Raw genomic sequence first — 26,255 nt, 5'->3', positions numbered from 1 at the left:
GACTGATCGCCGGCGCCAGCGCGCTGAGCATCATCGCGAAGATCGCGACCCAGGCGAAGAGGCGTTGGCGGGAGCGTTGCATGAGGGCTGTCGTGCGGAGATCGTGGCGGATATGTGGCCGTATTCTAATGCACGACACCCCGCTGGACTTGATCTCGATCAGTCCTTCGGCAATTTCGCGATCATCGGCGCGGCGCCGACACGATCCTGCAGCCAGCGCACGAACTCGGGCAAGGGGATCGCGCGCGAGAAGCGGAAACCCTGAAGATGGTCGCAGCCGAGTTCCGCCAGCAGGCCTTCCGCTCCACGGCACTGACCGCTCGCGACATGGAGCCTGGCCTGAAGGTGCAGCTCAGGTTCATGTCCGCGGGCGAAGGCTTCACGCAGCTCGCGCTCGAGTGTCGCAAAGGTGGGCGAAGCACTCACGCTAGCCACGCCCGACACCCGGCAGAAGACGCTGCTTTACGCCCCTGACCATGGAAACGAAGTGCGTCATGTCGGCAACCATGTGGGACACCGCCCGCGCACGGAAGCTGCCTACGCAGTGCCCGTCATGGACTGGCAGTGCGTGGCGGATACTGCTGCAGGCACTTGAGCAACGGCCCATCCTGACGGACAGCTGGATGACAGCGCGCTGCGCCTCATGGGCTCACGCAACTGGTTTGCCGAAGGCTATGCATGGGCGACGCCACCAGGCTAGCCGCCTTAGAACTAAGGGAGCGGGGAATCAAGCACCAAATGGGGCTGCGCCCCGGTCCACCCTGACCAAGCCGCACAACCGTGCCGCGAACCCAACCGTCGCGAGGTTCTGGGCCGAGAAGCGCCCCCCGTGCAGTTCCATGATCCGAGACACGATCGCGATCCCCAGACCGCTGCCTTCAGCTAGGCTGTCGCGCCCCCGGACGAAACGCTCCCCGAAACGCGCGATCAGCTCGTCCGGCACGCCAGGGCCATCATCCTGCACGCACAGGCAGACGCGCCCGCGCCCGTCGTCTTCGAGGCGAATCACGATGGTGCTGCTCGCGGGTGAGTAGCGGATCGCATTGTCCATCAGGTTGCGCAGGGCGATGCCCAACAGGTCGGCATCGCCAAACACGCGCGGCGCCACTGGCGGCAGTTCGTGCCGAACCGTCTGCGTCAGTACCGGATTAGCGGCGATGACATTGGCCAGCGTGCCTTCGACCAGCAGCAGCAGGTCGAGAGGCTGCGAATTGGGCAGCACGTTGAGGGGGTCGAGCCGCGCGAGGCGCAGGAGTTGCTCGACTAAGTGGGTCGCGCGGTCCACACCGCTCTCGATCTGCCTCAGCGCACGCGCCTTCTGTGCCGCATGGCGGCTGAGCTGTGCAACCTGGGCCTGCACCTTGATGGCGGCCAGCGGTGTCCGCAATTCGTGCGCCGCGTCGGCGGTGAAGCGGCGCTCGTAGTCCAGCGCCCGTGCAACCCGCAGGAACAGGCGATTGATGGCCGCGACCAGCGGTCCGACCTCATTGGGCACGTTCTCGCGGGACAGGGCGGCCAGGTTGTCCGCGCTGCGCGCCGCCACGTCTCGGGCCAGCCGGTTGAGCGGATCGAGCGCCTTCACGACCGACACGTAGATCAGGAGCAGCAGCACGGGCGTGATGATCGCCAGCGGCAGAACGGTCTGCCCCGCCACCTCGAGCGCGGCACGGTCCCTGAGACCGATCGACTGCGAAACCTGCACGCGGTGCCGCCCGTCACCCGACGCCACGTTAAGGACTCGCCACGAGCCGTCCTTGCGCAGGATGTCGCTGTAGCCCGGCACCCCGAGCACGGGCAGATCCGGCGCCCCGATCGAGCGCGCAAGGATGGTGCCATCCCCCAGACCGAGCTGAAACTCGAGTGGCGGCTCATAGACGTTGTCGGCCGCCCCCCTCACCGTGGCGAGGCGGCCGGCGAGTTCCCCCAGATCGTCCTCGTTGTCCTGGGTGATCGCCAGCAGCAGACGGCCCGTCTGCGCGAGGTTGCCATCCATCAGCTCCTCGGCCTCATGCTGCGCCTTCGTGTAGCTGAACCATCCCGTGAGCGACCACAGCAGCAGCACCGCGACGGACACCGCCGCCAGCAATCGCCAGCGCAGGGAAGCCAGTCCGGCCAGCAGGCGCCCTCGCCTCACCCCTCTTCCCCAAGCTGATAGCCCAGTCCCCTGACAGTGCGGATGAAATCGGCGCCGAGCTTCTTGCGCAGGTGGTGGATATACACCTCGACCGTATTGCTGCCGGTTTCGTCCCCCCAGGCGTAGAGGCTCTCCTCGAGCTGCGCCCGGCTCCGGATGTGGCCGGGGTGGCTGAGCAGGTCATGGAGCAAGGCATACTCGCGCGCCGAAAGCGTCACCTCGCAGCCATCGGCGGTCACGCGCTTGGTCGAGGGGTCGAGCACGACGCCGCGATGCTCGAGCACGGGCCGCGCCGTACCGCTGGCCCGGCGGATCAGCGCGCGGAGTCGCGCCTGCAGTTCGCCGAGGTCGAAGGGCTTGGTGAGGTAGTCGTCCGCGCCCGCATCCAGCCCGCCGATCTTGTCCTCGCGGGTATCGCGCGCGGTCAGCACCAGCACCGGTGTCCGGTCGCCCGCGCTGCGCGCTTCCTTCAGCACCGCGACGCCGTCCTTCCCCGGCAGGCCGAGATCGAGAATGCAGGCTTCGTAACTGTGGCTGTCCAAGGCATGCAGCGCCTGCTCGCCGTTGCGCACCCAGTCGACGGCATAGGCGTCGAGCACCAGCCCCGCCCGTATCCCGTCCCCCAGCAGGGCGTCGTCTTCGACCAGCAAGATCCTCACATCAATTCCCTTCCCTCGCGGCACGCGCTAGCAGGGCACGGATCTCGCCCTGGCGCCCCGAATCCGCAAGGGCACGCCCCGGGCGCGGAGGCGCGTTGAGCGCCCGCTCCAGGAACACTCGCCCCTCGGAGATCCGTCCTGTCTCGATCAGATACTCGCCATAGAAGTAGTTCGGGTCAATCCCGTCCGGGTTGATGGCCAGCGACTTCTTGAACAGCGTCTCGGCTTGCGCCTTGTCGCCGAAGCCAAGCGGCCATCCGGGCACCTTGGCGTAGAGCGTCGCAAGGCTGGTGTATGCGGACCCGTCCAGCGCACGCTCGTCGAGCTTGAGGCTCTCCTCCAGCAAGGCCTTCGCATCCTTGGCGAGCGACAGGGCCCCGAGCCCGCCGCGCGCGCCGGCCTCGCTCGACAGCACGATCCCTTCCCAGATCAGCACGGCCGCTTCGTTGGGGTGGGTCTCCGACATCTGGTGGGCCTGCTCGGCAAGGTGCCGGTACTGCTGCGCCTGCTCCTTGGCGGGTTGCTGGTACTTGATCTCCGCCCAACGCGCCTGGATGGGTGCGACCAGCGCCTCGGGCGCGCTCGCCTGCTGGGCGGCGGCGGGCAGACCGAAAGAGAGCGCCGCAGCGAGCAACACTCGGCGCAGAACAACGGTGGATGTCATCGGTGGGTTCCTTCTCATGATTGCGAAAGTTCGGCGCCGGCGATCGTCCGATCGCCGGCATGCCGCTTGATGGTGGAAAGCTTGCCGCGCAGGCCGCGATCGACCAGCGCGGGCGCACACCCGTTGAGCCAGGCGAAGAGCCGTTCGGCCTGGCCGACAACGCGCTCCGCGCACTCATCCTCGATGGCGGCGATCACCACGCTGGCGACCTCTTCAGGCCGGTCGCTGGCGTTGCCGAGTTCGGCATTGAGCTGCCTGACCGCCGGCGAGTTGAGCGCGGTGTCGATCGCCCGGGGCGACACATGCACGACCCGCACCCCGGTATCGGCCAGCTCGCGCCGCAGCCCCTGGGAGAAGGCGCGCAGCCCCGCCTTGGCGGCCGAGTAGGCGGCGAAACCGGCGAACGGAATGCTGCCGAACGCGGAGCCGATGTTCACGATCACCGCCGCCGGCTGCGCGCGCAGCGAAGGCAGCAGGGCCTGCGTCAGCCTGACCGGCACGGCGAGATTCGTCGTGAGGATGCGTTCGACCTCGCCCCAGCCCTGCTCTTCGAACAGGCCGAAGCCCCCGATGCCCGCATTGTTGACGAGCACGTTGGCGCCGAAATGGTGGGCGGCAGCCGCAAGACGATCGACGCCATTGGCTGCTGTGAGGTCCGCGGCCAGCACGCTGCATGGCCCGTTCACCGTGCTGGCAAGCCGTTCGAGGCGCGCCGGGTCGCGGGCGGTAAGCAGCAGCGACGCCCCGGCGTTCGCCAGCTGGCGGGCCAGCGCCTCGCCCAGCCCCCCGGTAGCGCCGGTGAGGACGACGCGCGCATTCGTCAGCCGCATGATCCGGCCTCGCTCGGCAGCGCACGGAACACGTCGCCGTACAACTTGAAGAACACGCGCGCGGCATGGAGAACATCCGCCTGATCCTCGGGCTCCATGCGTTCGAGCAGATTCGCCAGGTGCTGCGTGTGCTCCTGATCGAGCGTGCCGTGCGAGCGCAGGTAGGAGAAGGCGGCGTCCGGCAGGCCGAGCGCCGCCTGGATGCGATCGGCGGCGGTGAGCGCAAGCGCCACGCTGGTACCTTCGAGCACGAAGACCATACCGAAGAAGGCTGCCGGATTGCGGCGGCTGATCAGGTCGTACGCATAGGCCACCATCACCTCCGCCGGGAGATCGGGAAGGCCCGCACGAACGGCCTCCGCATCGCCGCCTGCGGCGCGGATGTCGTTGAGAATCCATTCCTCGTGGCCGATCTCTTCCTCGATGTACTCGGCCACCGCCTTGCGCATCCAGCCCTGCCGTTCGGGCAGTCGGCCGCCCAGGCTCATCAGCAGTGGCGTGGTGTGCCTGACGTGGTGATAGGCCTGGGTGAGGAAGGCGATATACGCCTCGCGGCTGACCCGGCCCGCCAGGCAGTCCACGATGATCGGCGCGGTGACGAGATGCTGGCGCGCCTCGTCGGTCTCCAGGCGAAGCTGGTCATAGAAGGACATCATTGGCTTCCTTTTCGTTGGCTTTCGTTTCGTTAGATGAGGCGACGTAAAGCGCATCGATCTGTGTTGAATGGTGTTCGAGGACGCGTGTGCGCACTGGGCGGCCATTGCCCGTCGCCAGCCCGTTCTCGACCGTGAAGGGGGGCACGGCCAACCAGTGCCGGACGCGCGCGTAGTCGGGCAAGGCGGCATTGACGCGGTCGATCAGCGCCGCGAGCGCAGCGGGATCGGTGCCCGGCGACGGAACGATCAGCGCGGCGAGCTGCGGCCTACCATCGCCGACGACCACGGCCTGGGCAACGCAGGCGTCGGCCAGCAGGAGGGACTCGACCCATTCGGGCGAGACGTTGCGTCCGAAGGAGGTGATCAGCAGGTTTCCGCGCCGACCGTCGAGATGAAGATGGCCGTGGTCATCCAGATGCCCGAGGTCGCCGCTCGCAAATGCGCCGGAAGCAGCCCGCTCTCCCCCGACGTAGCCGAGGAAGGCACGCGCCTGCACCAGGACCTCGCCCTCGCGCACCGACAGTCGCACGTGCGGCAGCGGCGCGCCGGCATCGTCGCCATCGTCGCCCGGCAGATTCAGGCTCACGACCGATCCGGCCTCGGTGAAGCCGTAACCCTGATAGGCCGGGATGCCCCGCGCCCGCGCAAGCTCGAGCAGCCCGGGGGCAACGCGTGCGCCGCCCACCGCTACGAATCGCAGACGCTCGCTAGCCATCCGCCCCCGGGCGGCGAGCCAGAGACTCCAGACCTTCAGCAGTTCGGGCACCAGGATGAGGCTCGTCGCGCCGCTTGCGCGCACGACCGCATCCAGCTGCGCCGGATCGAAGCCGGCGCCGCCTTGCCAGCCAATATCTCCGAGCGATGGCAGATGGACGGGGATGCCACGCAGCAGCGCGGCATAGACGCCCGCCACGTTCTCCAGCAGCAGCCCCAGCGGCAACGCGGCGAGGTGACATTCCAGTGCCAGCGCCGACGTCGCCTCGCCAACGGCGCTGGCCGTGTCGAGCAAACCCTTGCGCGACAGGCACACCCCTTTCGGGGCGCCCGTGCTGCCGGACGTATAGGAGATCTTCGCCGTGCCTTCGGGCAGGGACACCGCCGGGACGATCCGCCGCATCCAGTAAAGCCCCTGCCACCGCCCGGTGTGGCAGAAGCCGAGGTCGAGCGCGCCGATGCGTTCCGGCGTGTCCGTAAGGACCGTGTCCGCCGCGCTGAGCTCGAGCGCATGGCACAGCTGCGCCTGCGTGAAGAACGCCGGCAGCGGCAGGTGCACCTTGCCCGCAAGCTGGATGCCGAGGTCGGCCATCACCCACGCCGGCCCGTTGTCAGCCAGCACGGCGACCACGTTCGACTCCGCCAGCCGCGGCTGCAAGGCGCGCAGTTCGTCCGCGATCTCGGCCGCCCGCCAGCGCCGCTGGCCGACGACGAGCAAGGGCGCATCCTTGTCGTGGGACGCGAGCACGTCGAGCCAGGAAAACTCAGCCACGCTCGGTCCCCTTCTCGAGCGCCATGCGAATCCTTCCGGCGACGACCACGGGGCGGGTGTCGTAATACCGCCCCCAGGCCAGAGCCTCGTCCCCAAGACGCTCGGGATCGGCCTGTGCCAGCGCCAGTGGTGGCAGGCCGAGGCGGCGGAAGATGCCGATCAACTCGGTCGTCGCGGTGAACACCACCCATTCGAAGCCGAGCAGATCGAGGTGCGCCGCGAGCAGCAGGATCAGGTCCACGCTGCTGCCCGGGCGCTCCGCCGCCAGGTTGCCAACCTCGACGATGCGGTTGCGCGGCACGGCCTGCCCGGCCAGTCGTCCGATCTCGCGCTCGATGGGCGCATCGAGGTAGCGCTCCAGAAACAACCCCTCCTCGGCCGCACTGCGCCAGCCCAGCGCGGCGAGCGGACGCGCGTCCTGATCCAGCAGCATTAGGTTCGGCGCGAACGCGGGCACGTCGGCCGCGTAGGCCTGCCTGAACGTGGCCCGGATGAATGCCTCGGCGGCGTGGCGACGGGGGTGTCCCGCCACCACGTGCGATACCGACGGGCCATGGGACAAACGGTTGAAGCGACGTTGAAGCGCGCCAGACATGACGGTCCTTGGAAACGAGTTGCCGCCAAGGTAAGGAGCCAGGATTAATCCACGCTTAAGTGGGTGGCCAACCTCCGATGCGCGCCGGGGTTCATCGCTCTATGATGCGGACTTGGGATCGCACCCTCACGGAGGCCACGCCATGTCAAACACCCCCGACTACACCCCACCAAAGGTCTGGACCTGGACCAAGCCGAGCGGCGGGCAGTTTGCCAGCATCAACCGCCCCATCGCCGGGCCCACCCACGACCGCGCGCTGCAGCGCGGCAAGCACCCCCTGCAGTTGTATTCGCTGGCCACGCCCAACGGCGTGAAGGTGACGGTGATGCTGGAGGAACTGCTCGCCGCTGGGCACAGCGGCGCCGAGTACGACGCCTGGCTGATCCGCATCAACGAGGGCGACCAGTTCGGCAGCGGCTTCGTCGATGTGAACCCGAACTCGAAGATCCCCGCCCTGCTCGACTGCAGCGGGCCTGGGCCGATCCGGGTGTTCGAATCAGGCGCCATCCTGCTGTACCTGGCCGAGAAGTTTGGCGCCTTCGTGCCGACCGACCCCGCCCGACGCGCAGAGTGCCTGTCGTGGCTGTTCTGGCAGGTGGGCAGCGCGCCGTACGTCGGCGGCGGCTTCGGCCACTTCTACGCCTACGCGCCAAGCAAGATCGAATACGCCATCGACCGCTTTGCGATGGAAACCAAGCGCCAGATGGACGTGCTCGACCGCCGCCTGGCGGAAAACCGCTACGTGGCCGGCGACGAATACACCATCGCCGACATGGCGATCTGGCCCTGGTACGGCGGCATGGCCAAGGGCCTTCTGTACGACGCCGGCGAATTCCTGCAGGTGCAGAACTACCGCAACGTCGTCCGCTGGGCCGACGAGATCGCCGCCCGCCCTGCGGTGCAGCGCGGGCGCATGGTCAACCGCGTGATGGGACCGCTGGACAACCAGCTGCACGAGCGCCACGACGCCAGCGACTTCGACACCCGCACCCAAGATAAGCTGCCGCCCGCGGCCTGACTAGGCCTCCCGATAATTGAGCAGAACGCCGTCGGCCTCTAGAGCGACGATTGGTTTCATGCCGCCCATCATCTCGCCCTATTGTTCAAGCAGTGGCAGCCAGAGATTGGCAGAATCGTAAGCGCCCGGCGAACCCGCCTTCCTCCAGCGGCTTGGCCCATTGAAGATCGTGTCCATCAATCTTGATGGCGGACACGATGGACTTCGTCACCCCGCGCCGGGCACGGCGCGCGCGCATCGAAGCATACGAGCAGTCGGTGGTCGCGACCTATCGTGAGCCCGGCGGGTTGCCGACGAGCTCGGGTGGTCCCTGCACGCGCTCGCGCTTGAGCCGGCGCGTGCAGACGCCGAGGCCTACTTCGCCCTCATGGAGCATTGGGTGGACAACCTCGCGCGATGAATACATCAACGCTGCTCCAGGCGCGCGGCCTGCAAGCCGGGCTGGCCGCCGCCCTGTTCGCACCGATCGACCTGGCCCTGCATGCCGGCTCCGTCACCTTGGTAAGCGGGGAGAACGGCGTCGGAAAAAGCAGCCTGATGCGCACCTTGGCCGGGGAGCAGGCACCCTTCGCAGGCACTGTGCAGCCCGCACCTGGCCTGCGCATCTGCCATTTCAGTCAACATGCGGCCCAGTTGCCAGGAGGGCCATTCAGCGTAGATGACCTACTCCGTCTGGCGGGTACACCCGCGCTTGTTCACCCGTGGGTGCCCGGCAACCCCAGGCAGCGGTTCGATCAGCTCAGCGGCGGCCAGCGACAGCGTCTGCTGCTCGCCATGGCGTTCACGGCCCCCTGCGACCTGCTGCTGCTCGACGAACCGGCCCAGCATCTTGACGCCGCAAGCCGCCTCACCTTCCTGGCTTGGCTGGAAGGGGCCGCCGCGCGGTCCCGGGGCCCTGCGATTGTGGTGGTAACGCACGACGCCGAGACGATCCAGGCAGCAAGTCGCGTTCACCTCCAGGCTTTGCCCGATGCTTGAACAGATGATGCTCTTCGCACCCGGCTTCGTGCTCGGGCTGGTGCTTTCCGCAGTGCTCGCAGCGCTCGGCGTCCTCCTGCGTCTGCGCGACGAGGCGCTATCGGCCTTCAGCCACGCTCAGGTCGCCGTGCTCGGCGCGATGATCGCCGCCATCACAGGCTTGCCGGCACTGATCGGCGCCTGGGGGCTCGCGATGTTGGCGGCCAGCGTCAGCCTGTGGGCCCCGAAGCCAGCAACCGTGGCGGCAAGCTCACGTCACCTCCTGGTCATGCTTCTGGCTTGGAGCGCCAGCCTCCTTCTAGCCGACAACCACGCACAGGTGCGCTTGCTTTCAGCGTCTGCGGTCGAGGGCCAGCTCCTGCTCGTGCAGTGGCGGGACGTAGCCGTGTACGGCACCTCAGCCGCATCGGGGATCATGCTGCTCGGTGCCGTATCGAAGTCCCTGCTTGCGCGCCAGCTGTTGCCCTGGCTGCCGTACTGCAGGCAGCGACGCTTGGGGCCGCGGCCCATGTGCTCGCCTTTGGGCTCGCACTGGCACTCGACCAAGTCTATTCGGCAGTGATGATCATGATGCTCGCGGGGCTCGCTGCAGCCACATCCTTGCGCCGCAATGAGCATCCCCATTAACGGGCGCGCCCCGTCCAGGCTTGCTTCGCCCTCGCTTGGCCAGGGAAGCGTTCCAACCCTTGGCAAGGCAGGGATCGCTCGCTGGAGCATCAGGCCGGGACGCCGATGATTACGCTCGAGGCCTTGAAGATTGCCGAAGCGGCTTTGCCCACCACGAGCCCGAGCGCATCGCTGCTCTCATTGGTGACGATCGCAGCAACCGCGCCGCCGCCGGGCAGGTCGATGACCACCTCGGTGTTCACCGCGCCCGGCTGCACCCGCGACACGGTGCCGGACAGGCAGTTGCGCGCGGAGAAGCGCGCGCCCTCGTCATCGGTCACGACGATGATCGACGACGATTTGATGAGGGCGAAGGCTTCCGCACCCTGCTGCAACGACAAGCCCTCCGCGCTGCCGTGGGTGACGATGGCGACGATACGGTGGCCGCCAGCCACTTCAAGCGCCACCTCGTCATTCACCGTACCCCGCTGCACCTCGATGACCTTGCCCAGAAACTGGTTCCGCGCGCTGGTCTTCATGCTCATTCTCCGTATCAGAAGATAGTCGTCCGCAATGCCCTCGGCCTGCTGGCTGAGCAGGTCCACGAAGCGGCGGTGCTCGCGCTCGATCAGGCGGAAGTTCTCCACCAGTTGTTCCCCGCGCCGGGTGAGCCGCGTACCACCGCCTCCCCTGCCCCCCGTGACACGCTCTACCAGTGGCTCGCCGGCGAGATTGTTCATCGTGTCGATGGCGTCCCAAGCGGCCTTGTAGCTCATCCCGATCGCCTTGGCCGCCTGTGTGATCGAGCCGCAGTCGGCGATCCTCGACAACAGTTCGATCCGGCCTGGGCCGCCCAGGTTGGCACCGCCCACTGTCATCCAGATCGATCCGTGCAGTTCGATCCCCGCTTTCTTGCCTTCCATGCACCGACTCCCTGTTCGCAACCGGGGAGAGGATAGCTGTTTGCGGCTCCGGGCACCGCACGACGGAGCGTGCCGAACCAACACCTGCCTGAGCAGAACCACGATCCCGCCGAGCCGAGACGATGCTCGATGAGATCCCCGGCGTCGCTCAAGCAGGGACAACGCAGGGGCCACCCAAACGAGCGAACACCACCTTCACATCCCGCGGCGGCGCCCAGTAGGGCGCCGAGCTGACAATCAGGTCCACGCCTGCGGCCGCATATGCGCGCGCATTGCCCGCATCGACGCCACCGGTCGCGGCCAGCTTCACGCCGGGGCGGGCAACGTCCACGATGCGACGGCAGGCCGCGACACGCTCCGGCGCGAATTTCTCCAGTTGAAGCACGTCGGCTCCGGCCTGCGCCCAGCGCAGCGCCTCATCGACCTCTGCGACCTCGACAACAATCTTCTTCTCCGGCTCTGCCGCCTTCAGGCGAAGAATCGTCGTCGTCGGGTCCTCATCGAGGAACAACCGGTGTTCGTCGAACACGAGCAGAGTTTCCGACAGGCCCAGCCGGTGCAGTCGCGCACCGCCCGCCCGCACCGCCTTGGCCGAGAGTGCGCGGGTACCCGGTACGTTCTTGCGCGTACACGCAACCGGCACGCCACCCGCCGCGGCCACGATCGCCGCGGCAGCGCTGGCGATGCCGCCAGCCCACTCCATCAGGACCTGGACGCTCTTGTAAGTGCGGTGCAGTGCCGCCACCGGCCCCGTGGCCTCGAGCAGCACGGTGCCGGGCTCGACCAGGCTGCCGCTCGGGCACAGGACGGTGGGCGTTGCGCCAGCGAGCGTGAGCAGCCGAGCCCCCTCCTCGGCGCCACACACCGTCGCTGCGTGGCGCGCACGGAACACCACATGACCCTCGCCTCCAATCCCCAGCGCCTCCGTGGTCAGGTCGCCGTATGGGGCGTCCTCGGCCAGCAAGCGGGCCAGTTCGTGGTCGTGCAGACAACTCGTACCCTTCATGATCCTTCGGCTCCCAACTTCATGTGTTTGAGCAACCGGTGCCCCGCACGGCCATGCATCGGCCGCTGTAGATGAAACGCACATCGAAATCGCGGGCATGCCTTGCCGCGGTCGGACGCCCGCCGCTCATGTGGCCCACTCCGCCATGGGATGAGCGGTCCCGATCGGCTCCAGCCGCCCGTCCTGCAGGTTCAGCACGTGCTCCCCGAACACTGCAGCATCCTCCGGGTCGTGGGTGATCAGCACCATAGGCACCTGCAGGCGCAGCTGCAGTTCGTCCAGTTCATTGCGCATGGTCGCGCGCAGCATCGGATCGAGCGCAGAGAACGGCTCGTCGAGCAACAACGCGCGCGGGCGCGACACCAGCGCGCGCGCAAGCGCAGTGCGCTGACGCTGCCCGCCGGAGAGTTCGCAGGGGAACTGGTCCGCAAGCGCGCGCAAGCGGAAGGCGGCCAGCCAGTGCTCGACCGTCTCGTCGCGGTGGCGCGAACCCGGGTTGAACCAGCCGGGCGTGAGGGGAAAAGCAATGTTCTGGCGCACGGTGAGGTGTGGGAACAGCGCATAGTCCTGGAACACGTAGGCCACCTCGCGCGCCTGCGGCGGCAGGTGGATACCGGCCGCCGCATCGAACAGCACCTGGCCGTTGAGACGGATGTGGCCCGCATCCGGTCGCAGCAGGCCAGCGATCGCCTTCAAGGTCAGGCTTTTGCCCGAACCGGAGGGCCCGACGATGACGATGCGCTGGCTATTCGACTGCAGGCGCACGTGCAGCGAGAAGGTGCGCCTGCCCGCGTTCAGGGTCTTGCGGATGTCGAGATCAAGCTGCATGAGGACTCATCCCGCACGATTGGCGATACGGCCCGGGGCAAGCCGCCCGGCACCGAGCAGGACTGCGATGCACACCACCGAGGTGATCAGCACGAGGAGGTTGGCAGCGTCGTCCTGCCCGGCCTGCACCGCCTCGTACACCGCCACCGACAGGGTCTGCGTCTTGCCGGGAATGCTGCCGGCCACCATCAGCGTCGCGCCGAACTCGCCCAGCGCACGTGCGAAGGCGAGCAGCACGCCGGCGAGAATGCCGCGCCAGGCCAACGGCAGGGTGACGCGGAAGAACACCGCCGCCTCCGCGAGGCCGAGTACGCGCGCGGCCTGCTCCAGTTGGCCATCGACCGCCTCGAAGGCCGCACGTGCTGGCTTGAAGACGAGCGGAAAGGACACGACGGTCGCGGCGATCACCGCACCCTTCAAGGTGAAGATCAGGTTGATTCCGAAGGTCTCGTGCAGCCACGCACCCAGGGTGCCGTGGCGGCCGATGAGCACGAGCAGGTAGTAGCCCAGCACGGTGGGCGGCATCACCATTGGCAAGGTCAGCACGGTGTCGAGCAGGTCACGCCCGGGAAAACGGCCGCGTGCCAGCAGTAGACCAACCGCCACACCGAGCACCAGGTTGATCCCCGTCGCCCAGCCGGCCACCTGCAGGGAAAGGGCGAGCGCGGTCCATGCCGTATCCATCCTGCAGCCACGTCCCGGTCAGGGTTTCTGAAAGCCGTACTTGCTCAGCACAGCCTGCCCCGCGGGCGACAGCACGTGCGCAACGAAGCGATTCGCCTCTTCCGCATTGGTGCTGGCCGCGATGCGCGCAATCGGATAGCGGATCGCCACCTCGATCGGCACCTCGAAAGCGATCCGTACCTTGTCCCTCATCACCGCGGCATCGGTCGCATACACGAAACCAGCGTCGACCTCTCCACGCGCGACGTAGTCCAGCGACTGACGGACGCTCTGTGTGCCAACCGCACGCGCCTCGATCACAGACCACAGGCCCGCACCTTCCAGCGCACGCTTGGCATAGCGCCCAACCGGCACGCTTGCGGGATTACCGACGGCAACCCGGGCAACACCGGGTTGCCGCAGATCGCGCAGGTCCTCAAGAACAAGCGTGCTCTCGATGGGGACGATCACCACCAGCGTGTTGCGCACGAAGTCCTGTCGGGCCCCGGCAACCAGCAGGCCCTGCCGCTCCGCCTCGTCCATGGTTTCCTGATCCGCAGTAGCGAATACGTCAACCGGAGCCCCCTTCGCCATCTGCTGAAACAATGCGCCCGAGGCGCCAAAATTCAGCAGCACCTTGCTACCGGCATGCCGCGCCTCGTAGTCCTGGGCGATCTCCCTGAACGCATTGGTCAAACTTGCCGCAGCGGAAACGGTCAATTCGCCCGCATGTGCACACCCTGCCGCGGCAGCGAACACAATCGCCGCAAGCACTTCTTTCGTGATCCTGCGCAGCCCCATGGAGCCATCCTCGGAGTCGTTGAGGTTCGTAATATACAACCGTATATTACGAACCTCAACGACTCCCTCGGCTCCGGGGGCGCGTTTCGCGCCGCAACGCGCGCCGCACCCGAATTCAGCCCGAACAGCGAGATCGCGACCGCCACCGCAAGCTCGAAGAAATTCGAGGTACCAATCAGGCGGCCGACGAACGCACCCACCGCGAGCGCCGAGCGCTGCTCCAGCACGCGCCGCGTCGCCATCCCGGCCGGCAGCGGCAACACGACACCCCGAGCGCAGCCATTGTGAAGGGCTTGATCAGCCAGTTCACCACCAGCGTGAGGATCAAGCCCTGTGGTTTCTTGCCCACGTCCTTCACTGCGTGCCAGTCGATCTGGATCATCATCGGATAGATCATCACCCAGATGAACACCGCGACCACGAGATTCACCCGGGCCCACTCGAGCCCGGCAATGAGCCCGAAGGCCTCGGGCACGAGCAGCCCGAGGCCTACGCCCGCAAGGATGCCGAGGCCGACCCAGACCGTCAGGTAGCGTTCGAATACCCCCACCTCAGGCCCCCGTGTCGACCGGCTCCCGCCCGATGCGGTCGATCTCCTGCCTGATCGCAAGGCGGTCGAGCTTCTCCAGCGGCAGGCTCAGGAACAGGCGCAGGCGATTGACGAGCTGGTTCTGCACCAGGCTGAAGGCATCGAGTCGGCGCTGTTCGCTGCCCTCGACCTTCACCGGGTCGGCGAATCCCCAGTGCGCGGTCAGCGGCTGGCCCGGCCAGGTCGGGCAAACCTCGCCGGCCGTCTGGTCGCACACGGTAAACACGAAGTCCATCTTTGGCGCATCAGGGCGGGCGAACTCTTCCCAGCTCTTGCTGCGCAGATGCCCTGTTTCATAACCCTGCGCCTGCAGGACCTGCAAGGTCAGCGGATGCACCGCGCCACTCGGGTGGCTCCCGGCACTGTAGGCCTTGAAGCGCCCCTTGCCGAGCTCATTGAGCAAGACCTCGGCAATGATGCTGCGCGCAGAGTTGGCCGAGCACAGGAATAGCACGTTGTAAGTCTTGTCCGACATGGAAAACTCCGGTTTGGTCTGGGAAACATCGTGGCGACGCAGCGGGATGCCGCAGGCTTCGGGCATACCCGTACAGCATTCTTCAGTAAGATAGGCGATCAACGCTCGCATCAGCGGCATGTTGGCGCGGTAACGCTGGTAACGCCCTTCCTGCTCGGATGAGACCAGCCCAGCCTGAGTCAAGGTCTTGAGATGAAAGGACATGTTGGTCGCGGGCAGATCGAGCGCGGCGGCAAGCTCACCGGCCACCATGCCTTGCGGGCCCACCCGCACCAAGAGCCGGAACACATCCAGTCGCACGCCCGAGGACAAAGCCTCGAAGACCGGAACGGCGGCGCTCTTTTCCATCGATCGTTCTCCTTGGGCCGACACTCAAGGCACCGTCCGGGTCAATGCAGGTCGTTCGAGCGGCAGCGCCAGCGTCACCAGCCAGCACAACACCAGCATCACCGCCGAGCCTATGAGTGCATACAGCAGTCCGCCCCACTGGTACAGCAGCCCCGACAGCAGGGTGCCGATGAAGCGACCGAGCGCGTTGGCGGCGTAATAGAAACCCACGTCCTCGGCCGCTTTCTCCGAGCCCGCATAAGCCAGCACGAGATACGAATGCACAGATGAACTGACCGCGAAGGCAAAGCCGAACAGTCCGAGGCCACCTACCACCACCCACTCCAGATTGGGCGCCTCCAGCCACACCGCCGCCGCGAGGGCGGAAGGAATCACGGCCAGCGCAGCAGACCAACGGCGTGCGGCCGGCACCTCGCGGCTCAAGCCGTCGGTGCTGCGCCGAACGATCTGCGGCGCCAGCGCCTGCACCAGGCCATAGGCGATCGTCCATGCGGCGAGAAAGGTGCCGACCATGGTGAAAGTCCACCCCGCCGAATACAGGAACACCGGCACCCCAACCACGAACCACACGTCACGCGCACCGAAGAGCACCACGCGAGCGGCGGCCAGCACATTGATGCCGGGGCTCTTCGCGAACAGCTCTCGCACCGAACGCGAAGCCTTCTTCCTGCCCATCATCGGCGGCAGCGACAACAGCACACCCAACAGCACCACGGCCAGCAAGCCCGACATCGCCCACAGGGCACCCCGGAAGCCCAGTACCTCGAGCAACAAGCCGCCGAGGAAGAAGCCGACACCCTTCATCGCGTTCTTGCTGCCGGTGAACCACGCGACCCACCTGAAGAGCTGGCCGGCGCCTTCGGCCTTCGCCTCCGCCTGGGTGATCTTGATGGCCGACTTGCTCGCCGTCTTGGTCAGGTCCTTGGCCACGCCGCAGACCCCCTGTGCCAGCACCACCCAGGCCACCGCCATCGCCGCTGTCCACCCCGGATCGAGCGCCGACAGCAGCACGAAGCCGGTGATCTGCGTGACCAGGCCGACCGCAAGCATGCGCGCAATACCGAAGTGCGTCGCCAGCCAGCCACCCACCAGATTCGCCAGCACGCCCGCCGCCTCGTACAGCAGGAACAGAAAGGCGAGCGTGAACGGCGAGTAGCCCAGGCGGTAGAAGTGCAACAGCACCAACATGCGCAGCGCACCATCGGTGAGCGTGAAGCCCCAGTAGGCAGCGGTAACGATGGCGTAATTGCGCACGGCGTGGTGCGGGCCTCCGCCGGGCCTCCCCAAGGGGGAATCAGCCCCCTCGGGGGGTAGCGAACGCGTTGAGCGTGCAGGCCTGTTCATGATTCAGATGCCGACGGCTTCCATGTGGCAGGCGAGGTCAACCATGCGGCAGGCGTAGCCCATTTCGTTGTCGTACCAGGCATACACCTTCAGCAGCGTACCGTCGGTGACCAGCGTAGACAGCGCATCGACGATCGAACTGCGTGTATCACGGGCGTAATCAACGCTCACCAGCGGGCGCTCCTCATAACCGAGGATGCCGGCAAGCGGACCTTCCGCGGCCGCCTTGAACAGTGCATTGACCTCCTCCGCCGTGGTCTCCCGCTGCAGCTCGAACACGCAGTCGGTCAGCGAGGCATTGAGCACCGGCGCCCGCACCGCATGGCCATTGAGCTTTCCTTTCAACTCGGGATAGATCAGCGCAATCGCGGTGGCGCTGCCGGTCGTCGTGGGTGCAAGGCTCATCAGCGAGCTGCGCGCGCGACGCAGATCCTTGTGCGGCGCATCGACCACCAGGTTGGTATTGGTGGGGTCATGGATGGTCGTGATCTGGCCGTGGCGGATACCGAGGCTCTCATGCACCACCTTGACCACGGGGGCGAGACAGTTGGTCGTGCAGGAGGCCGCCGTCACAATACGGTCGCGCGCGGGATCGTAGGCCTCATGGTTGATGCCGACGACGATGTTCAGCACGCCGCCCGTCTTTACCGGCGCGGCGACGATCACCCGCTTGGCGCCGCGATCCAGATGGCCCTGCAGGGTTTCAGGCGTGATGAACTTGCCGGTGCATTCAAGTACGACGTCCACGCCCAGATCCCCCCAAGGGATGTCGGCTGGGGTGGCATGCGAGGAAAAGGAGAGCGTGCGGTCTTCGATGCGGATCGAATCTTCCCTCTCGGCACGGACGTCCGCACGCCACCTGCCCTGCACGCTGTCGAAGGCCAGCAGATGTGCGGTCGCTGCGGCGCCGCCCTTCAGTTCATTGAGGTGCACCACCTCCAGCCGGTTCCCCGCACGTGGATCGTCCGCCTGCCGTTCCGCCGCCCCCATCGCCGCGCGCAGCGCCAGACGACCGACGCGGCCCATGCCGTTGATACCCACTCTCATGTCACACTCCAATACAACGATATTTTTAGAAGTTTTGAAGTATAGATGAGCGAGTGCGACGCCACTATGAAGATCTCGTGACAGCACGAGGACTCCGCAGGAGCCACGCGCCACAGCCCCGCATACGCCAGCAGACGCGTTTCAGTTACGGCTCCGGCTGTCGGCGAGTGTCCCGCGGCGAGTCGACGACTGATACTGCCTCAGGAAACGCCGGTCGATCCAGTCCTTCCATCGCCACGCAAGCCGGCCGCTCGCGGAGAATGCCGCCCAGGAGACGATCGCCTCCCGGGGCCCGGTGGCCAGCAGGTAGAGGCTGCGGCGTTGCGGCCGATAGGGCTCGAGGGGACGCCCCGCGAGCGCACGCTGCAGGTTCCCGGTCAGTACCGGTCCGGCGCGCACCGCGTAGACGCCCGACTTGGCATGGGGTGCATCGATGCGCGAGGCCACATCGCCCGCGGCGAACACGTTCGCGTGCGACACGCTCTGCTGGCCTTGCCCGACCGCGATGAAGCCATCCGGCGCGAGCGTCAGCCCCGATTGTGGGAGCCAGTCCGGTGGGCCCACACCCGTTGCCGCAATCACCCAGTCAGCGGCAAGCGGCACGCCCGCCTCAGTTTCCAGCGCGGATCCGTCGGCCCGCACCCGCTGCTCGACAAGCTCGACGCCTTGCCCTGCCAGTGCCGCGCGTGCCCGCCGGACAACGCCAGGCGCGTGCCCAGGCAACAGCCCACCCCCACACGCAAGCATCACCCGCGGCGCGGTGACGCCGGTTTCACGACGCAGCCGGTACGCGACCGCAAGTGCGAGTTCGACACCCGCCGCGCCGCCGCCGATTACCGCCACCCACGCGTTGTCATCGCCGAGAAGCATTGGCAGCGCCTGCTCCCATTTCGCCACGAAGGACTCGAGCGGGCGCACCGGCAGCAACCCCGGGTGATTCGCGAGCCCTGCATCCATGGCGAGACGTGCGCCGGTGTCGAACGACAACACGTCGAATTCGATGGTGCCTCCGTCGGCCAGCGTGACATGGCCCCGGTTCGCATCCAGCGCGCACACGGCATCCTGGACGACGCGCACACCCGCCGCGCCCGCCAGCGGCAGGACGGGGGCCACGCATTCGTCGAGACCGTAGTGCCCGGCGATCCAGCCCGGCACCATTCCGGAGTAGATCTGGCGCGGATACGGTGTGACAAGGACGACCTCCACGCCCGGCCACGGTGCCTCGCCGAGCGCGCGCAGCACGTGCAGATGGGCGTGCCCGGCGCCTGCAAGGACGAGCCGTTTCATGCCTGCCCCGACGAGGCGAGTACCGAGCGCAGCGCCGGAAAGCGTGCGGTAAGCCGCTCGAAATCCGCCGGGCGGTCGACATCCCACAAAGCGGCTGTCTCGTACCAGTCGAGCCCGAGCGCGCGCAGGCGCTGGCGCGTCTGTGCCATGACACGATCCGTGCTCCAGTCGATGGCCTCAAACAGCCGTGGATCTGCGCGACGCAGCGCAATCAGCACGTAGCCGCCATCCTCGGCCGGGACAAGCACCGCATCGTGACGGTCGAGGGCATCGGCCACCTGCCGGATCAAGTCGGGCGTCAGCACCGGGCAGTCGGTGCCGATGACCAGCGTGCCCGCCGGTGTGCGCGATGCGGCAACGGCGGCATGCATGCGCGCGCCAAGGTCGCCCTGTGGCTGGGGCAGCAGACGGACGTCCCCGAAAGCCCGGCAGCGCTGGAAGTCGGGATGCGTCTCGTCAGGGGCACACCACAGACTGACCGGCCCGATGTCGGCGGTCACCGCGGTGGCCACGGTGCGCTGCAGCAGCCAGCCTTGCAGCGCCGCCGCGCCAGCCGCGCCGAGGTGCGGAATCAACCGGGTCTTGCACAAGCCGGGCAGCGGCGCCTTGGCCAGGATTGCCAGCTCGATGCGCGTCGAGTTGTCGGCGTTCATCGGGGGGTGTATCCGTAGGCGCGCGCAAGCGCGTCCGGCGAGGCGCCGAGCCAGAAGTGCAGCCGCAGCCACCACATGGTCAGCACCGTGCGCACCAGCCCATGATGCGCCCAGCGCCGACCGGACGTCTCCACCCGCTGGCGCAGGCAGGCGGGACGCGAGATCGCACGCAACCGCTGCGAGAGCACGATGTCCTCCATCAGCGCGATCTCGGGAAAGCCACCCGCCGCTGAAAAGGCCTCGCGTGTGCAGAACATCGCCTGGTCTCCGGTCGCAATCCCGGTGATGCGCGAGCGCAGGTTCATCGCCCAGGCGACCACCGCGACGCCCGCAGGCCCATCCACGATCCGAACATCGAAGCGCCCCCACGCGGCACCGCCGGCGAGCGCCTGGCGCACGGCCGACATCGCATCAGGGGGCAGCACGGTGTCGGCATGGAGAAATAGCAGCGCGTTGCCGCGGGCGCAGACGGCACCGGCGTTCATCTGCCGCCCGCGCCCCCTGTCCGTGGTCACGACCCGATCGGCCAGCGGCTCCGCCAGTGAGACGGTGTCGTCCTGGCTGCCGCCGTCGACGACGATCAGTTCGACCCCCTGCCTGCGCAGCGGCCGCAGCGACTGCAGGCGCGCGACGATGCCGGCGGCCTCATCGAGCACTGGCATCACGATCGACAGCCCACCAACGAGATCTGCAGCCGTTGGCGAGGGCACGATGGCGCGCGCTCTCTTCATCAGCCCTCCCGGCGCCAGGTGTGGAAGCGTTCCACCCATTGCAGCAGGCGCTCGGGTGCATGTGCCCGCTTCCAGTTGCCGGCGACGTACTTGTTGGCTTCGGCCAGGGTCGGGTAGATGTGGATGGTGCCGAGGATGCGGTTCAGCCCAATGCCGTGCTTCATCGCCAGCACGTACTCGGCGATGAGGTCGCCCGCGTGCTCACCGACGATGGTCACGCCCAGGATGCGGTCCTTGCCCGGCACCGTCAGCACCTTGATGAAGCCGTGCGCCTCGCTGTCGGCGATGGCGCGGTCGAGGTCGTCGATGCCGAAGGTGGTGAGCTCATAGGCGATGCCCTGTTCGCGGGCCTCCTGCTCGTTGAGTCCGACCCGGGCAACCTCGGGCTCGATGAAGGTGGCCCACGGGATGACGCGGTAGTCCGCCCTGAAGGTCTTGATCGGGTCGAACAGGGCGTTGACCGCCGCATACCAGGCCTGATGCGCCGCGGTGTGGGTGAATTGGTAAGGCCCCGCCACGTCGCCCGCGGCGTAGATGTTCGGGTAGTTGGTCTGCAGCAGCGCGTTCGTCTCGATCGTGCGACCACAGCGCACGCCGAGTTCCTCCAGCCCGTAGCCCCTCAGGTTGGCGCTGCGCCCGAGGGCGATCAGCACGGTGTCGAAGGCAATGCGTACCTCCTCGCCCGCATGCTCGGCGATCAGGATCTTCTGCTCGCCCTCCTTCACGAAAGCCTTGGCCTGGTGCTGAAGGCGCAGGTCGATGCCCTCGTCGCGAAAGCGCTGCATCACCAGCTCGGACACATCCGCGTCCTCGCGCGGCAGCAGCCGCGGCCCGCGCTCGACCTGAATGACCTGGGCGCCAAAGCGGGCGAAGGCCTGGGCGAGCTCGCAGCCGATCGGTCCGCCGCCCAGCACCAGCAGTCGGCGCGGCAGCGTGCGCAGCGACCAGACGGTGTCGGAGGTCAGGTAATCGATGTCCTCGATGCCCGGCAGCGCGGGCACCGTCGGCCGCGCGCCGGTGGCGATGACGATGGCGCGCGTCGTGAGGCGCCGGCGCTCGCCGTCGGCGGTGTCGATCTCGACCTCCCACGGCGACACGATGCGCGCAGCGCCCTGCACCACCTCGACCCCCAGCCCGGCGTAGCGCTCGGCCGAATCGTGCGGCTCGACCTGGGCGATGATGCGTTGCACGCGTTCCATGACCTCGGCGAAGTCGAAGCGCGCATCGGCCGCGGCGATGCCGAACTCGGAAGCGCGGGAGACGTGCGACAGGAACTTCGCCGAGCGGATCAGCGCCTTCGACGGCACGCAGCCGGTGTTGAGGCAGTCGCCGCCAAGCTTGTGGCGCTCGACCAGCGTCACCTTGGCCCTGACCGCCGCGGCGATGTAGGACGTGACGAGACCTGCGCTGCCACCACCGATCACCACCAGGTTGCGATCGAACCGCCTCGGCCGGGGCCAGCGCGCATTGACCCGGTTGCGGCGGATGCGTTCCACCACGCGCCGCGCAAGCAGCGGGAACACGCCGAGGATGGCGAACGAGCCGAGCAAGGCAGGCGACAGGATGCCGCCCAGGCTGTCGATGCGCGCGAGCTGGGTGCCGGCATTCACATACACCACGGTGCCTGCGAACATGCCCAGCTGGCTGACCCAGAAGAAGGTCCAGGTGCGCATCGCCGTCAGGCCGAGCAGCAGGTTGACCAGGAAGAAGGGAAACACCGGCACCAGGCGCAGCGTGAACAGGTAGAACGCACCCTCGCGCTGGATGCCCTCGTCGATGGCCGTCAGGCGCTGGCTGAAGCGCTGCCCGACCCAGTCACGCAGCAGGAAGCGCGCGATGAGAAAAGCCGCGGTGGCACCCAGGGTGGACGCGAAGGAGACGATCACGGTGCCCCACAGCACCCCGAACACGGCACCGCCGGCCAGCGTCAGCAAGGCCGCGCCGGGTACGGACAAGGCGGTGACGAGCACATAGATGACGAAGTAGAGGGCGACACTCGAGACCGGGTTGTGGTCACGATAATCCGCAATGGCGGCCTGGTGCGTCTTGAGCGTCTGCAGGTTGAGGTACTGGCCGAGATCGAACAGGAAGAAGCTGCCGATCGCGGCAGCGAGAACCATCAGCACGACGAGTTTGCGCGGATTCATCCGGATGCCTGCCGATTCGCTCAATGCTCGAGCGCGCCGCCGCAACTGCTCCCCTGCCCGGCGGTGCAGCCGTAGCAATGCTCGCCAACCCGGATTTCTCCGTCCTCCAGGCCATCGCCCAGAAGATCCGACAGATGCGTGACCTGTGGCCGGGCGCCGAGCGGCAGCCCGAGCATCTGGTTGAAGTCACAGTCGTGCACCTGCCCCTGCCAGCTGACCGACACCAGCGTGCGGCACATCACCCCGCCCAGGTTCTCCTGCCGGTGGCCGCCCTTGAGCAATGCCATGTAGTCATCGAACTGCCCGCGCGAAACGAGCTGACTGCCGAAGCGCTGGATGGGCATGTTGGCCAGCGCGAAGAGCTGATTGAATACGATGCCGTAACGTGCCGCCAGCTCGCGCTTGTACGCCTGCTCCAGTCCCTGCTGGTCGGGCGGCAGGCTGGGGCCGAGCGGGTTGTAGACCAGGTTGAGCACAAGCCCTGAGTCCGCCTGGCCATAGCCGAGCGCATTGAGCCGGTGCAAACCCTCCATGCTTTGCCGGCCCACGCCCTCGCCCCGCTGGGCATCTACGTTGTCCTCCAGGTAGCACGGCAACGAGGCAATGACCTCGACCCGCTGCGCGGCCAGAAAATCGGCCAGTCCTTCATAGCCCGGCTCGCCCAGGATGGTGAGATTGCAGCGGTCGATGACATGAAGCCCCATCGCCCGAGCCTCGGCGACAAGCCGCCGGAAGTTGGGATTCATCTCCGGCGCGCCGCCGGTGAGGTCCAGCGTGCTCACCCGATGTCGGCGGGCGACCTCGAGCAACAGCGCCATCGTGTCCCAGCTCATTTCTTCCGTGCGGCGCGGGCTGGCTGCCACATGGCAGTGCAGACAGGCCTGGTTGCAGCGATAGCCAAGGTTTGCCTGCAGCACTTCGAGACGGCCGCGCGTGAGCGCGGGGAAGTCGGTCTTGACCAACAGGGGGAAGGTATCGCGCATTGCATTGCTCCGGGTCGGTTTGTTCCTTGGTCGGAGGCGCTGGCAAATCCTTACAACCAGACGCCTGAGGCTGGAGCTGTGTCAGGAGTCACGCCGCCCCCTGGACGCCATCCGATCCTTGCCTGTTCCTGCTTGAGCAAACGAACCGGGCCTGTAGCAGCGCTACATACAGGACTGTCACGCGTTCGTCGCAATGTTCGCTTAGTTTTGCTGCATGGGCCCCTACCCAAACCGAGATCAGTTGGTCATCTTCGACGCCGACGGCACGACCATCGACGCCTTCCATGCGATCGAGCAGAGTTTTCTGCGCCATGGCATGGCCATCGGCGATCTCGAACGCTTCCAGCGACGGCGCAAGCTGTTCAAGTATCTGGGCGGGCTGCGCGAGTTCCCAAACAACCTGCGCCAGCAGTTCGGCAAGCAGAATCGGAAGCGCCTGCTGGAGACGCTGACCGACTTCTACCGCGACGAAGCCGTTCTTTACCCCGGCATCGCAGCCCTGCTGCAGACCCTGATCGCCACGCCGCACGTTCGCATCGGCATGGTGACGCGCAATGTGACGATCGACCCGGAACAGACGCTCCGGCGCTTGTTCGCACGCCACGCCATCGACATCGATGCGTTCGATCACTTCGCATGCATTCCCCTGCGCGGCGACAAGACGGCGTCCTTCCGCGATGCGCGCGTGCGCCTGGGCATCAACCCGGCGCGCTGCTATGCCTGCGGCGACGAGTTCAGCGATTACCTCGCGGCCATCGGTGCCGGCATGTATCCCTTGATCGTCGCCTACGGCGCAGAGGACCGGAGCCGGCTGCGCCAAACGCATGGCGTCCCGGAGGATTTCATCCATGCCTCACCAACCGAGTTCAGGGAGAAACTGCTGCACACGCTCGCACTGGAAGACCTTCTCCCTCCGATCGGGCTGGAGATGGAAACCCACCCCGATCCGGCCCCCGGCGACGCAGTAGGAAGAGGCGCATGACGACGAAGATCGATCTGATCTATTTCAATGCCGGTGGCGGGCACCGCGCCTCGGCGCTGGCTCTGGAGGCGGCGCTGCACCGCCAGGCGCCCAGCTGGCAGGTACGCCTGGTGAACCTGTTCGAAGTGCTCGATCCGCAGGACAAGTTCCGGTCCATTACCGGCAGCGGCCCGGAAGACTGGTACAACAAGCGCCTCTCCCGCGGCTGGACGCTGGGGATGGCGCAGGAACTGAAGCTGCTGCAGGCGGCGATACGCTTCGCCCACCCCCTGCTGCTTCGGTCCCTGCAGCAGCACTGGCTGCGTACCGAGCCCGATCTGGTCGTTTCGCTCGTACCGAACTTCAACCGGGCGCTCCACGAAAGCCTTGCATCAAGCCTTCCGGGGGTGCCCTATGTCACGCTGCTGACCGATCTGGCCGATCTGCCGCCCAGCTTCTGGATCGAACCCGATCAGCTACAGCACTTCATCTGCGGTACGCCCCGGGCCGCCGAGCAGGCACGGATCCTCGGCCACGACACGAGGCGCATTCATCTCACCTCGGGGATGATCATCCGCCCGGAGTTCTATGCACCCGCCAAGGTCGACCGTGCGGAAGAACGCTTGCGCCCCGGTCTGGACCCCAGACGCCCTACCGGCCTGGTGCTTTTCGGCGGCCACGGCTCGAAGGCGATGCTCGGCATCGCGCAGCGCCTGGCAGCAACGACGCAGCTCATCCTGATTTGCGGCCATAACAGGGCGCTCGCCGCACGCCTGCGCCAGCTTCCCGTGATCGCACCAAGAAGGGTGGTCGAGTTCACCTCGGACATCCCCTACTACATGCAACTTGCCGACTTCTTCATCGGCAAGCCGGGGCCGGGCAGCATCAGCGAGGCCGTGCAGCAGGGCCTCCCGGTGATCGTCGTCGACAACGCATGGACCATGCCGCAGGAGCGCTACAACGCACAATGGGTGCGAGAGAACGGCGTGGGCATCGTCCACGGCAGCTTCCGCACCATCGAGCACGCAGTAGCCCAACTTCTCAGTGGCATGGATGCATTCAAGGCCCGCGTCCGCCAGATGGAAAACCGGGCTTTGTTCGAGGTGCCGGAGATCCTCGACCGGATCCTGGTACAGGCGACGGAACACGTCGATCGGGGGATCGACACCGGCTTGCGCCACCCTGCCTCCATCATCTGACCTGCCCGATCCCCGCACTGCACACCTTTTCCGGGTCGTGCGTCGATCTCGTCGAGCGCCCGTACCAGACCGGCAGATACGTCGATACCGAAACGCACACCGGGTATCACCCACCCGACGCCATCGACTGCCCGCAACGCAAGCCTTCGAGGCGGGTGAGGATCTCCTGTGGGACGCTTTCGACGATCTTCGTTGCGCCCAGGTAGATCGTGCCCTCATTGCCATCGAGCGTGACCAGAGCCCCTTCGTGCAACAGCCGCCCAGCCAGTGTCAAGGTTCGCGCGACCGGGTCGATCGAGGTGCCATCGCTCGCGGCGACATGCCGCTGCGTCAATGCGGCAGCGTCGAGGCCGTGTGTCCGCCGGGCCGCCGTACCGGCGTCGATCACGCCCTCGTCCATCAGATCGAGCGCAATGCGCGCTGCCGCGAGCGGCGTCCGCTTTCCGTTGCGCGTCTGCAGCAGATAGAGTTGCCCATGTTGCACGGTGAACTCGAAGTCCTGCATGTCCCCGAAGTTGCGTTCGAGCAAGCCCACAAGCTCAAGCAGCGCTTGCCAGACAGCCGGTGCGACCGAGGCAAGCTCATCGTGCCCGAGCGCGCTGCGTCGCCCGCTCACCACGTCCTCGCCCTGTGCATTGAACAGG

At 66.9% G+C, this 26,255-nt stretch carries 28 protein-coding genes; 5 read left to right on the top strand and 23 right to left on the bottom strand.

The window, feature by feature from the left end; all coding sequences use genetic code 11:
* Positions 1–159 precede the first annotated feature (159 nt).
* The 8 genes from ACPT9U_RS10565 to ACPT9U_RS10530 all read right to left on the bottom strand — a co-directional run bounded on the left by ACPT9U_RS10565 (position 160) and on the right by ACPT9U_RS10530 (position 7,024).
* Positions 160–426, bottom strand: a complete 267-nt coding sequence (locus ACPT9U_RS10565) for a hypothetical protein (protein WP_418362608.1) — start codon at positions 424–426, stop codon at positions 160–162.
* A 301-nt stretch (positions 427–727) separates the two neighbouring features.
* Positions 728–2,134 carry an ATP-binding protein gene (locus ACPT9U_RS10560; RefSeq protein WP_418362607.1) on the bottom strand — a complete coding sequence of 469 codons (1,407 nt, stop codon included), beginning with the start codon at positions 2,132–2,134 and terminating at the stop codon, positions 728–730.
* On the bottom strand, positions 2,131–2,793 hold the full coding sequence (locus ACPT9U_RS10555) for a response regulator (RefSeq protein WP_418362606.1): 663 nt from the start codon (positions 2,791–2,793) through the stop codon (positions 2,131–2,133). The genes ACPT9U_RS10560 and ACPT9U_RS10555 overlap by 4 nt, the downstream gene beginning before the upstream one ends.
* A gap of 1 nt (position 2,794) precedes the next feature.
* The gene (locus ACPT9U_RS10550; protein WP_418362605.1) at positions 2,795–3,457 is read right to left on the bottom strand and encodes a tetratricopeptide repeat protein; all 663 of its coding nucleotides are present in this window, start codon (positions 3,455–3,457) and stop codon (positions 2,795–2,797) included.
* Positions 3,458–3,471: 14 nt separating this feature from the next.
* Positions 3,472–4,287, bottom strand: coding sequence for an SDR family oxidoreductase (locus tag ACPT9U_RS10545; RefSeq protein ID WP_435750892.1), 816 nt, complete (start codon positions 4,285–4,287; stop codon positions 3,472–3,474).
* Positions 4,278–4,943, bottom strand: a complete 666-nt coding sequence (locus tag ACPT9U_RS10540; protein WP_435750891.1) for a TenA family transcriptional regulator — start codon at positions 4,941–4,943, stop codon at positions 4,278–4,280. Before ACPT9U_RS10540 ends, ACPT9U_RS10545 begins: the two co-directional genes overlap by 10 nt.
* Positions 4,927–6,429: an AMP-binding protein gene (locus tag ACPT9U_RS10535; RefSeq protein ID WP_435750890.1), complete on the bottom strand. Its 1,503-nt coding sequence runs from the start codon at positions 6,427–6,429 to the stop codon at positions 4,927–4,929. Before ACPT9U_RS10535 ends, ACPT9U_RS10540 begins: the two co-directional genes overlap by 17 nt.
* Entirely contained in the window at positions 6,422–7,024 is a 603-nt protein-coding gene (locus ACPT9U_RS10530; RefSeq protein ID WP_435750889.1) for a thermostable hemolysin, read from the bottom strand. The genes ACPT9U_RS10535 and ACPT9U_RS10530 overlap by 8 nt, the downstream gene beginning before the upstream one ends.
* Before the next feature lie 142 nt (positions 7,025–7,166).
* Here ACPT9U_RS10530 and yghU point away from each other — a divergent pair, with 142 nt between their 5' ends.
* The 3 genes from yghU (at position 7,167) to ACPT9U_RS10515 (ending at position 9,582) form a co-directional block, all read left to right on the top strand.
* Positions 7,167–8,042, top strand: a complete 876-nt coding sequence (gene yghU, locus ACPT9U_RS10525; protein WP_418362600.1) for a glutathione-dependent disulfide-bond oxidoreductase — start codon at positions 7,167–7,169, stop codon at positions 8,040–8,042.
* A 396-nt stretch (positions 8,043–8,438) separates the two neighbouring features.
* Entirely contained in the window at positions 8,439–9,020 is a 582-nt protein-coding gene (locus ACPT9U_RS10520) for an ABC transporter ATP-binding protein (protein ID WP_435750888.1), read from the top strand.
* A complete protein-coding gene (locus ACPT9U_RS10515) occupies positions 9,013–9,582 on the top strand; it encodes a hypothetical protein (protein ID WP_418362598.1) in 570 nt (189 codons plus the stop codon). Before ACPT9U_RS10520 ends, ACPT9U_RS10515 begins: the two co-directional genes overlap by 8 nt.
* A 154-nt stretch (positions 9,583–9,736) precedes the next feature.
* Here the strand turns inward: ACPT9U_RS10515 and ACPT9U_RS10510 are convergent, their stop codons facing one another.
* The 14 genes from ACPT9U_RS10510 to arsS form a co-directional block, all read right to left on the bottom strand.
* On the bottom strand, positions 9,737–10,549 hold the full coding sequence (locus ACPT9U_RS10510) for a TOBE domain-containing protein (RefSeq protein ID WP_418362597.1): 813 nt from the start codon (positions 10,547–10,549) through the stop codon (positions 9,737–9,739).
* 148 nt (positions 10,550–10,697) lie between these two features.
* Positions 10,698–11,555: a ModD protein gene (gene modD / locus ACPT9U_RS10505; protein ID WP_418362596.1), complete on the bottom strand. Its 858-nt coding sequence runs from the start codon at positions 11,553–11,555 to the stop codon at positions 10,698–10,700.
* A gap of 126 nt (positions 11,556–11,681) precedes the next feature.
* Positions 11,682–12,383, bottom strand: a complete 702-nt coding sequence (locus ACPT9U_RS10500) for a sulfate/molybdate ABC transporter ATP-binding protein (protein ID WP_418362595.1) — start codon at positions 12,381–12,383, stop codon at positions 11,682–11,684.
* Positions 12,384–12,389: 6 nt separating this feature from the next.
* The gene (modB, locus tag ACPT9U_RS10495) at positions 12,390–13,067 is read right to left on the bottom strand and encodes a molybdate ABC transporter permease subunit (protein WP_435750887.1); all 678 of its coding nucleotides are present in this window, start codon (positions 13,065–13,067) and stop codon (positions 12,390–12,392) included.
* An 18-nt stretch (positions 13,068–13,085) separates the two neighbouring features.
* The gene (gene modA, locus ACPT9U_RS10490) at positions 13,086–13,847 is read right to left on the bottom strand and encodes a molybdate ABC transporter substrate-binding protein (RefSeq protein WP_418362593.1); all 762 of its coding nucleotides are present in this window, start codon (positions 13,845–13,847) and stop codon (positions 13,086–13,088) included.
* 175 nt (positions 13,848–14,022) lie between these two features.
* Positions 14,023–14,397, bottom strand: a complete 375-nt coding sequence (locus ACPT9U_RS10485; RefSeq protein WP_435750886.1) for an arsenic resistance protein — start codon at positions 14,395–14,397, stop codon at positions 14,023–14,025.
* Position 14,398: 1 nt separating this feature from the next.
* Positions 14,399–15,259, bottom strand: coding sequence for a metalloregulator ArsR/SmtB family transcription factor (locus tag ACPT9U_RS10480; RefSeq protein WP_435750885.1), 861 nt, complete (start codon positions 15,257–15,259; stop codon positions 14,399–14,401).
* A 24-nt stretch (positions 15,260–15,283) separates the two neighbouring features.
* Positions 15,284–16,603, bottom strand: coding sequence for an organoarsenical effux MFS transporter ArsJ (gene arsJ, locus ACPT9U_RS10475; RefSeq protein WP_435750884.1), 1,320 nt, complete (start codon positions 16,601–16,603; stop codon positions 15,284–15,286).
* Between the two features lie 3 nt (positions 16,604–16,606).
* A complete protein-coding gene (locus tag ACPT9U_RS10470; protein ID WP_435750883.1) occupies positions 16,607–17,650 on the bottom strand; it encodes an ArsJ-associated glyceraldehyde-3-phosphate dehydrogenase in 1,044 nt (347 codons plus the stop codon).
* Between the two features lie 141 nt (positions 17,651–17,791).
* The gene (locus ACPT9U_RS10465) at positions 17,792–18,937 is read right to left on the bottom strand and encodes an FAD-dependent oxidoreductase (RefSeq protein WP_435750882.1); all 1,146 of its coding nucleotides are present in this window, start codon (positions 18,935–18,937) and stop codon (positions 17,792–17,794) included.
* Positions 18,934–19,590 carry a TIGR04282 family arsenosugar biosynthesis glycosyltransferase gene (locus ACPT9U_RS10460; RefSeq protein WP_435750881.1) on the bottom strand — a complete coding sequence of 219 codons (657 nt, stop codon included), beginning with the start codon at positions 19,588–19,590 and terminating at the stop codon, positions 18,934–18,936. The genes ACPT9U_RS10465 and ACPT9U_RS10460 overlap by 4 nt, the downstream gene beginning before the upstream one ends.
* The gene (locus ACPT9U_RS10455) at positions 19,587–20,321 is read right to left on the bottom strand and encodes a TIGR04283 family arsenosugar biosynthesis glycosyltransferase (RefSeq protein ID WP_435750880.1); all 735 of its coding nucleotides are present in this window, start codon (positions 20,319–20,321) and stop codon (positions 19,587–19,589) included. The genes ACPT9U_RS10460 and ACPT9U_RS10455 overlap by 4 nt, the downstream gene beginning before the upstream one ends.
* A complete protein-coding gene (locus ACPT9U_RS10450; protein ID WP_435750879.1) occupies positions 20,321–22,468 on the bottom strand; it encodes an FAD-dependent oxidoreductase in 2,148 nt (715 codons plus the stop codon). The genes ACPT9U_RS10455 and ACPT9U_RS10450 overlap by 1 nt, the downstream gene beginning before the upstream one ends.
* A 20-nt stretch (positions 22,469–22,488) precedes the next feature.
* Positions 22,489–23,451 (bottom strand): arsenosugar biosynthesis radical SAM (seleno)protein ArsS, encoded by a 963-nt coding sequence (gene arsS / locus ACPT9U_RS10445; protein WP_435750878.1) that lies wholly within the window; start codon positions 23,449–23,451, stop codon positions 22,489–22,491.
* Between the two features lie 241 nt (positions 23,452–23,692).
* On the opposite strand from arsS, the gene ACPT9U_RS10440 reads away from it, so the two are divergent.
* Positions 23,693–24,433, top strand: coding sequence for an HAD family hydrolase (locus tag ACPT9U_RS10440; RefSeq protein WP_435750877.1), 741 nt, complete (start codon positions 23,693–23,695; stop codon positions 24,431–24,433).
* A complete protein-coding gene (locus ACPT9U_RS10435) occupies positions 24,430–25,611 on the top strand; it encodes a glycosyltransferase (protein WP_435750876.1) in 1,182 nt (393 codons plus the stop codon). The genes ACPT9U_RS10440 and ACPT9U_RS10435 overlap by 4 nt, the downstream gene beginning before the upstream one ends.
* 106 nt (positions 25,612–25,717) lie before the next feature.
* Here ACPT9U_RS10435 and ACPT9U_RS10430 read toward each other — a convergent pair whose 3' ends face one another.
* Positions 25,718–26,227: a PEP/pyruvate-binding domain-containing protein gene (locus ACPT9U_RS10430; protein WP_435750875.1), complete on the bottom strand. Its 510-nt coding sequence runs from the start codon at positions 26,225–26,227 to the stop codon at positions 25,718–25,720.
* Between the last annotated feature and the right edge of the window lie 28 nt (positions 26,228–26,255).

It is taken from the genome of Thauera sp. AutoDN2 (assembly GCF_051280715.1).
GTDB lineage: Bacteria > Pseudomonadota > Gammaproteobacteria > Burkholderiales > Rhodocyclaceae > Thauera.
Note: the sequence above shows the minus strand (reverse complement) of the source record. Positions and strands in the feature narration are given on the sequence as shown.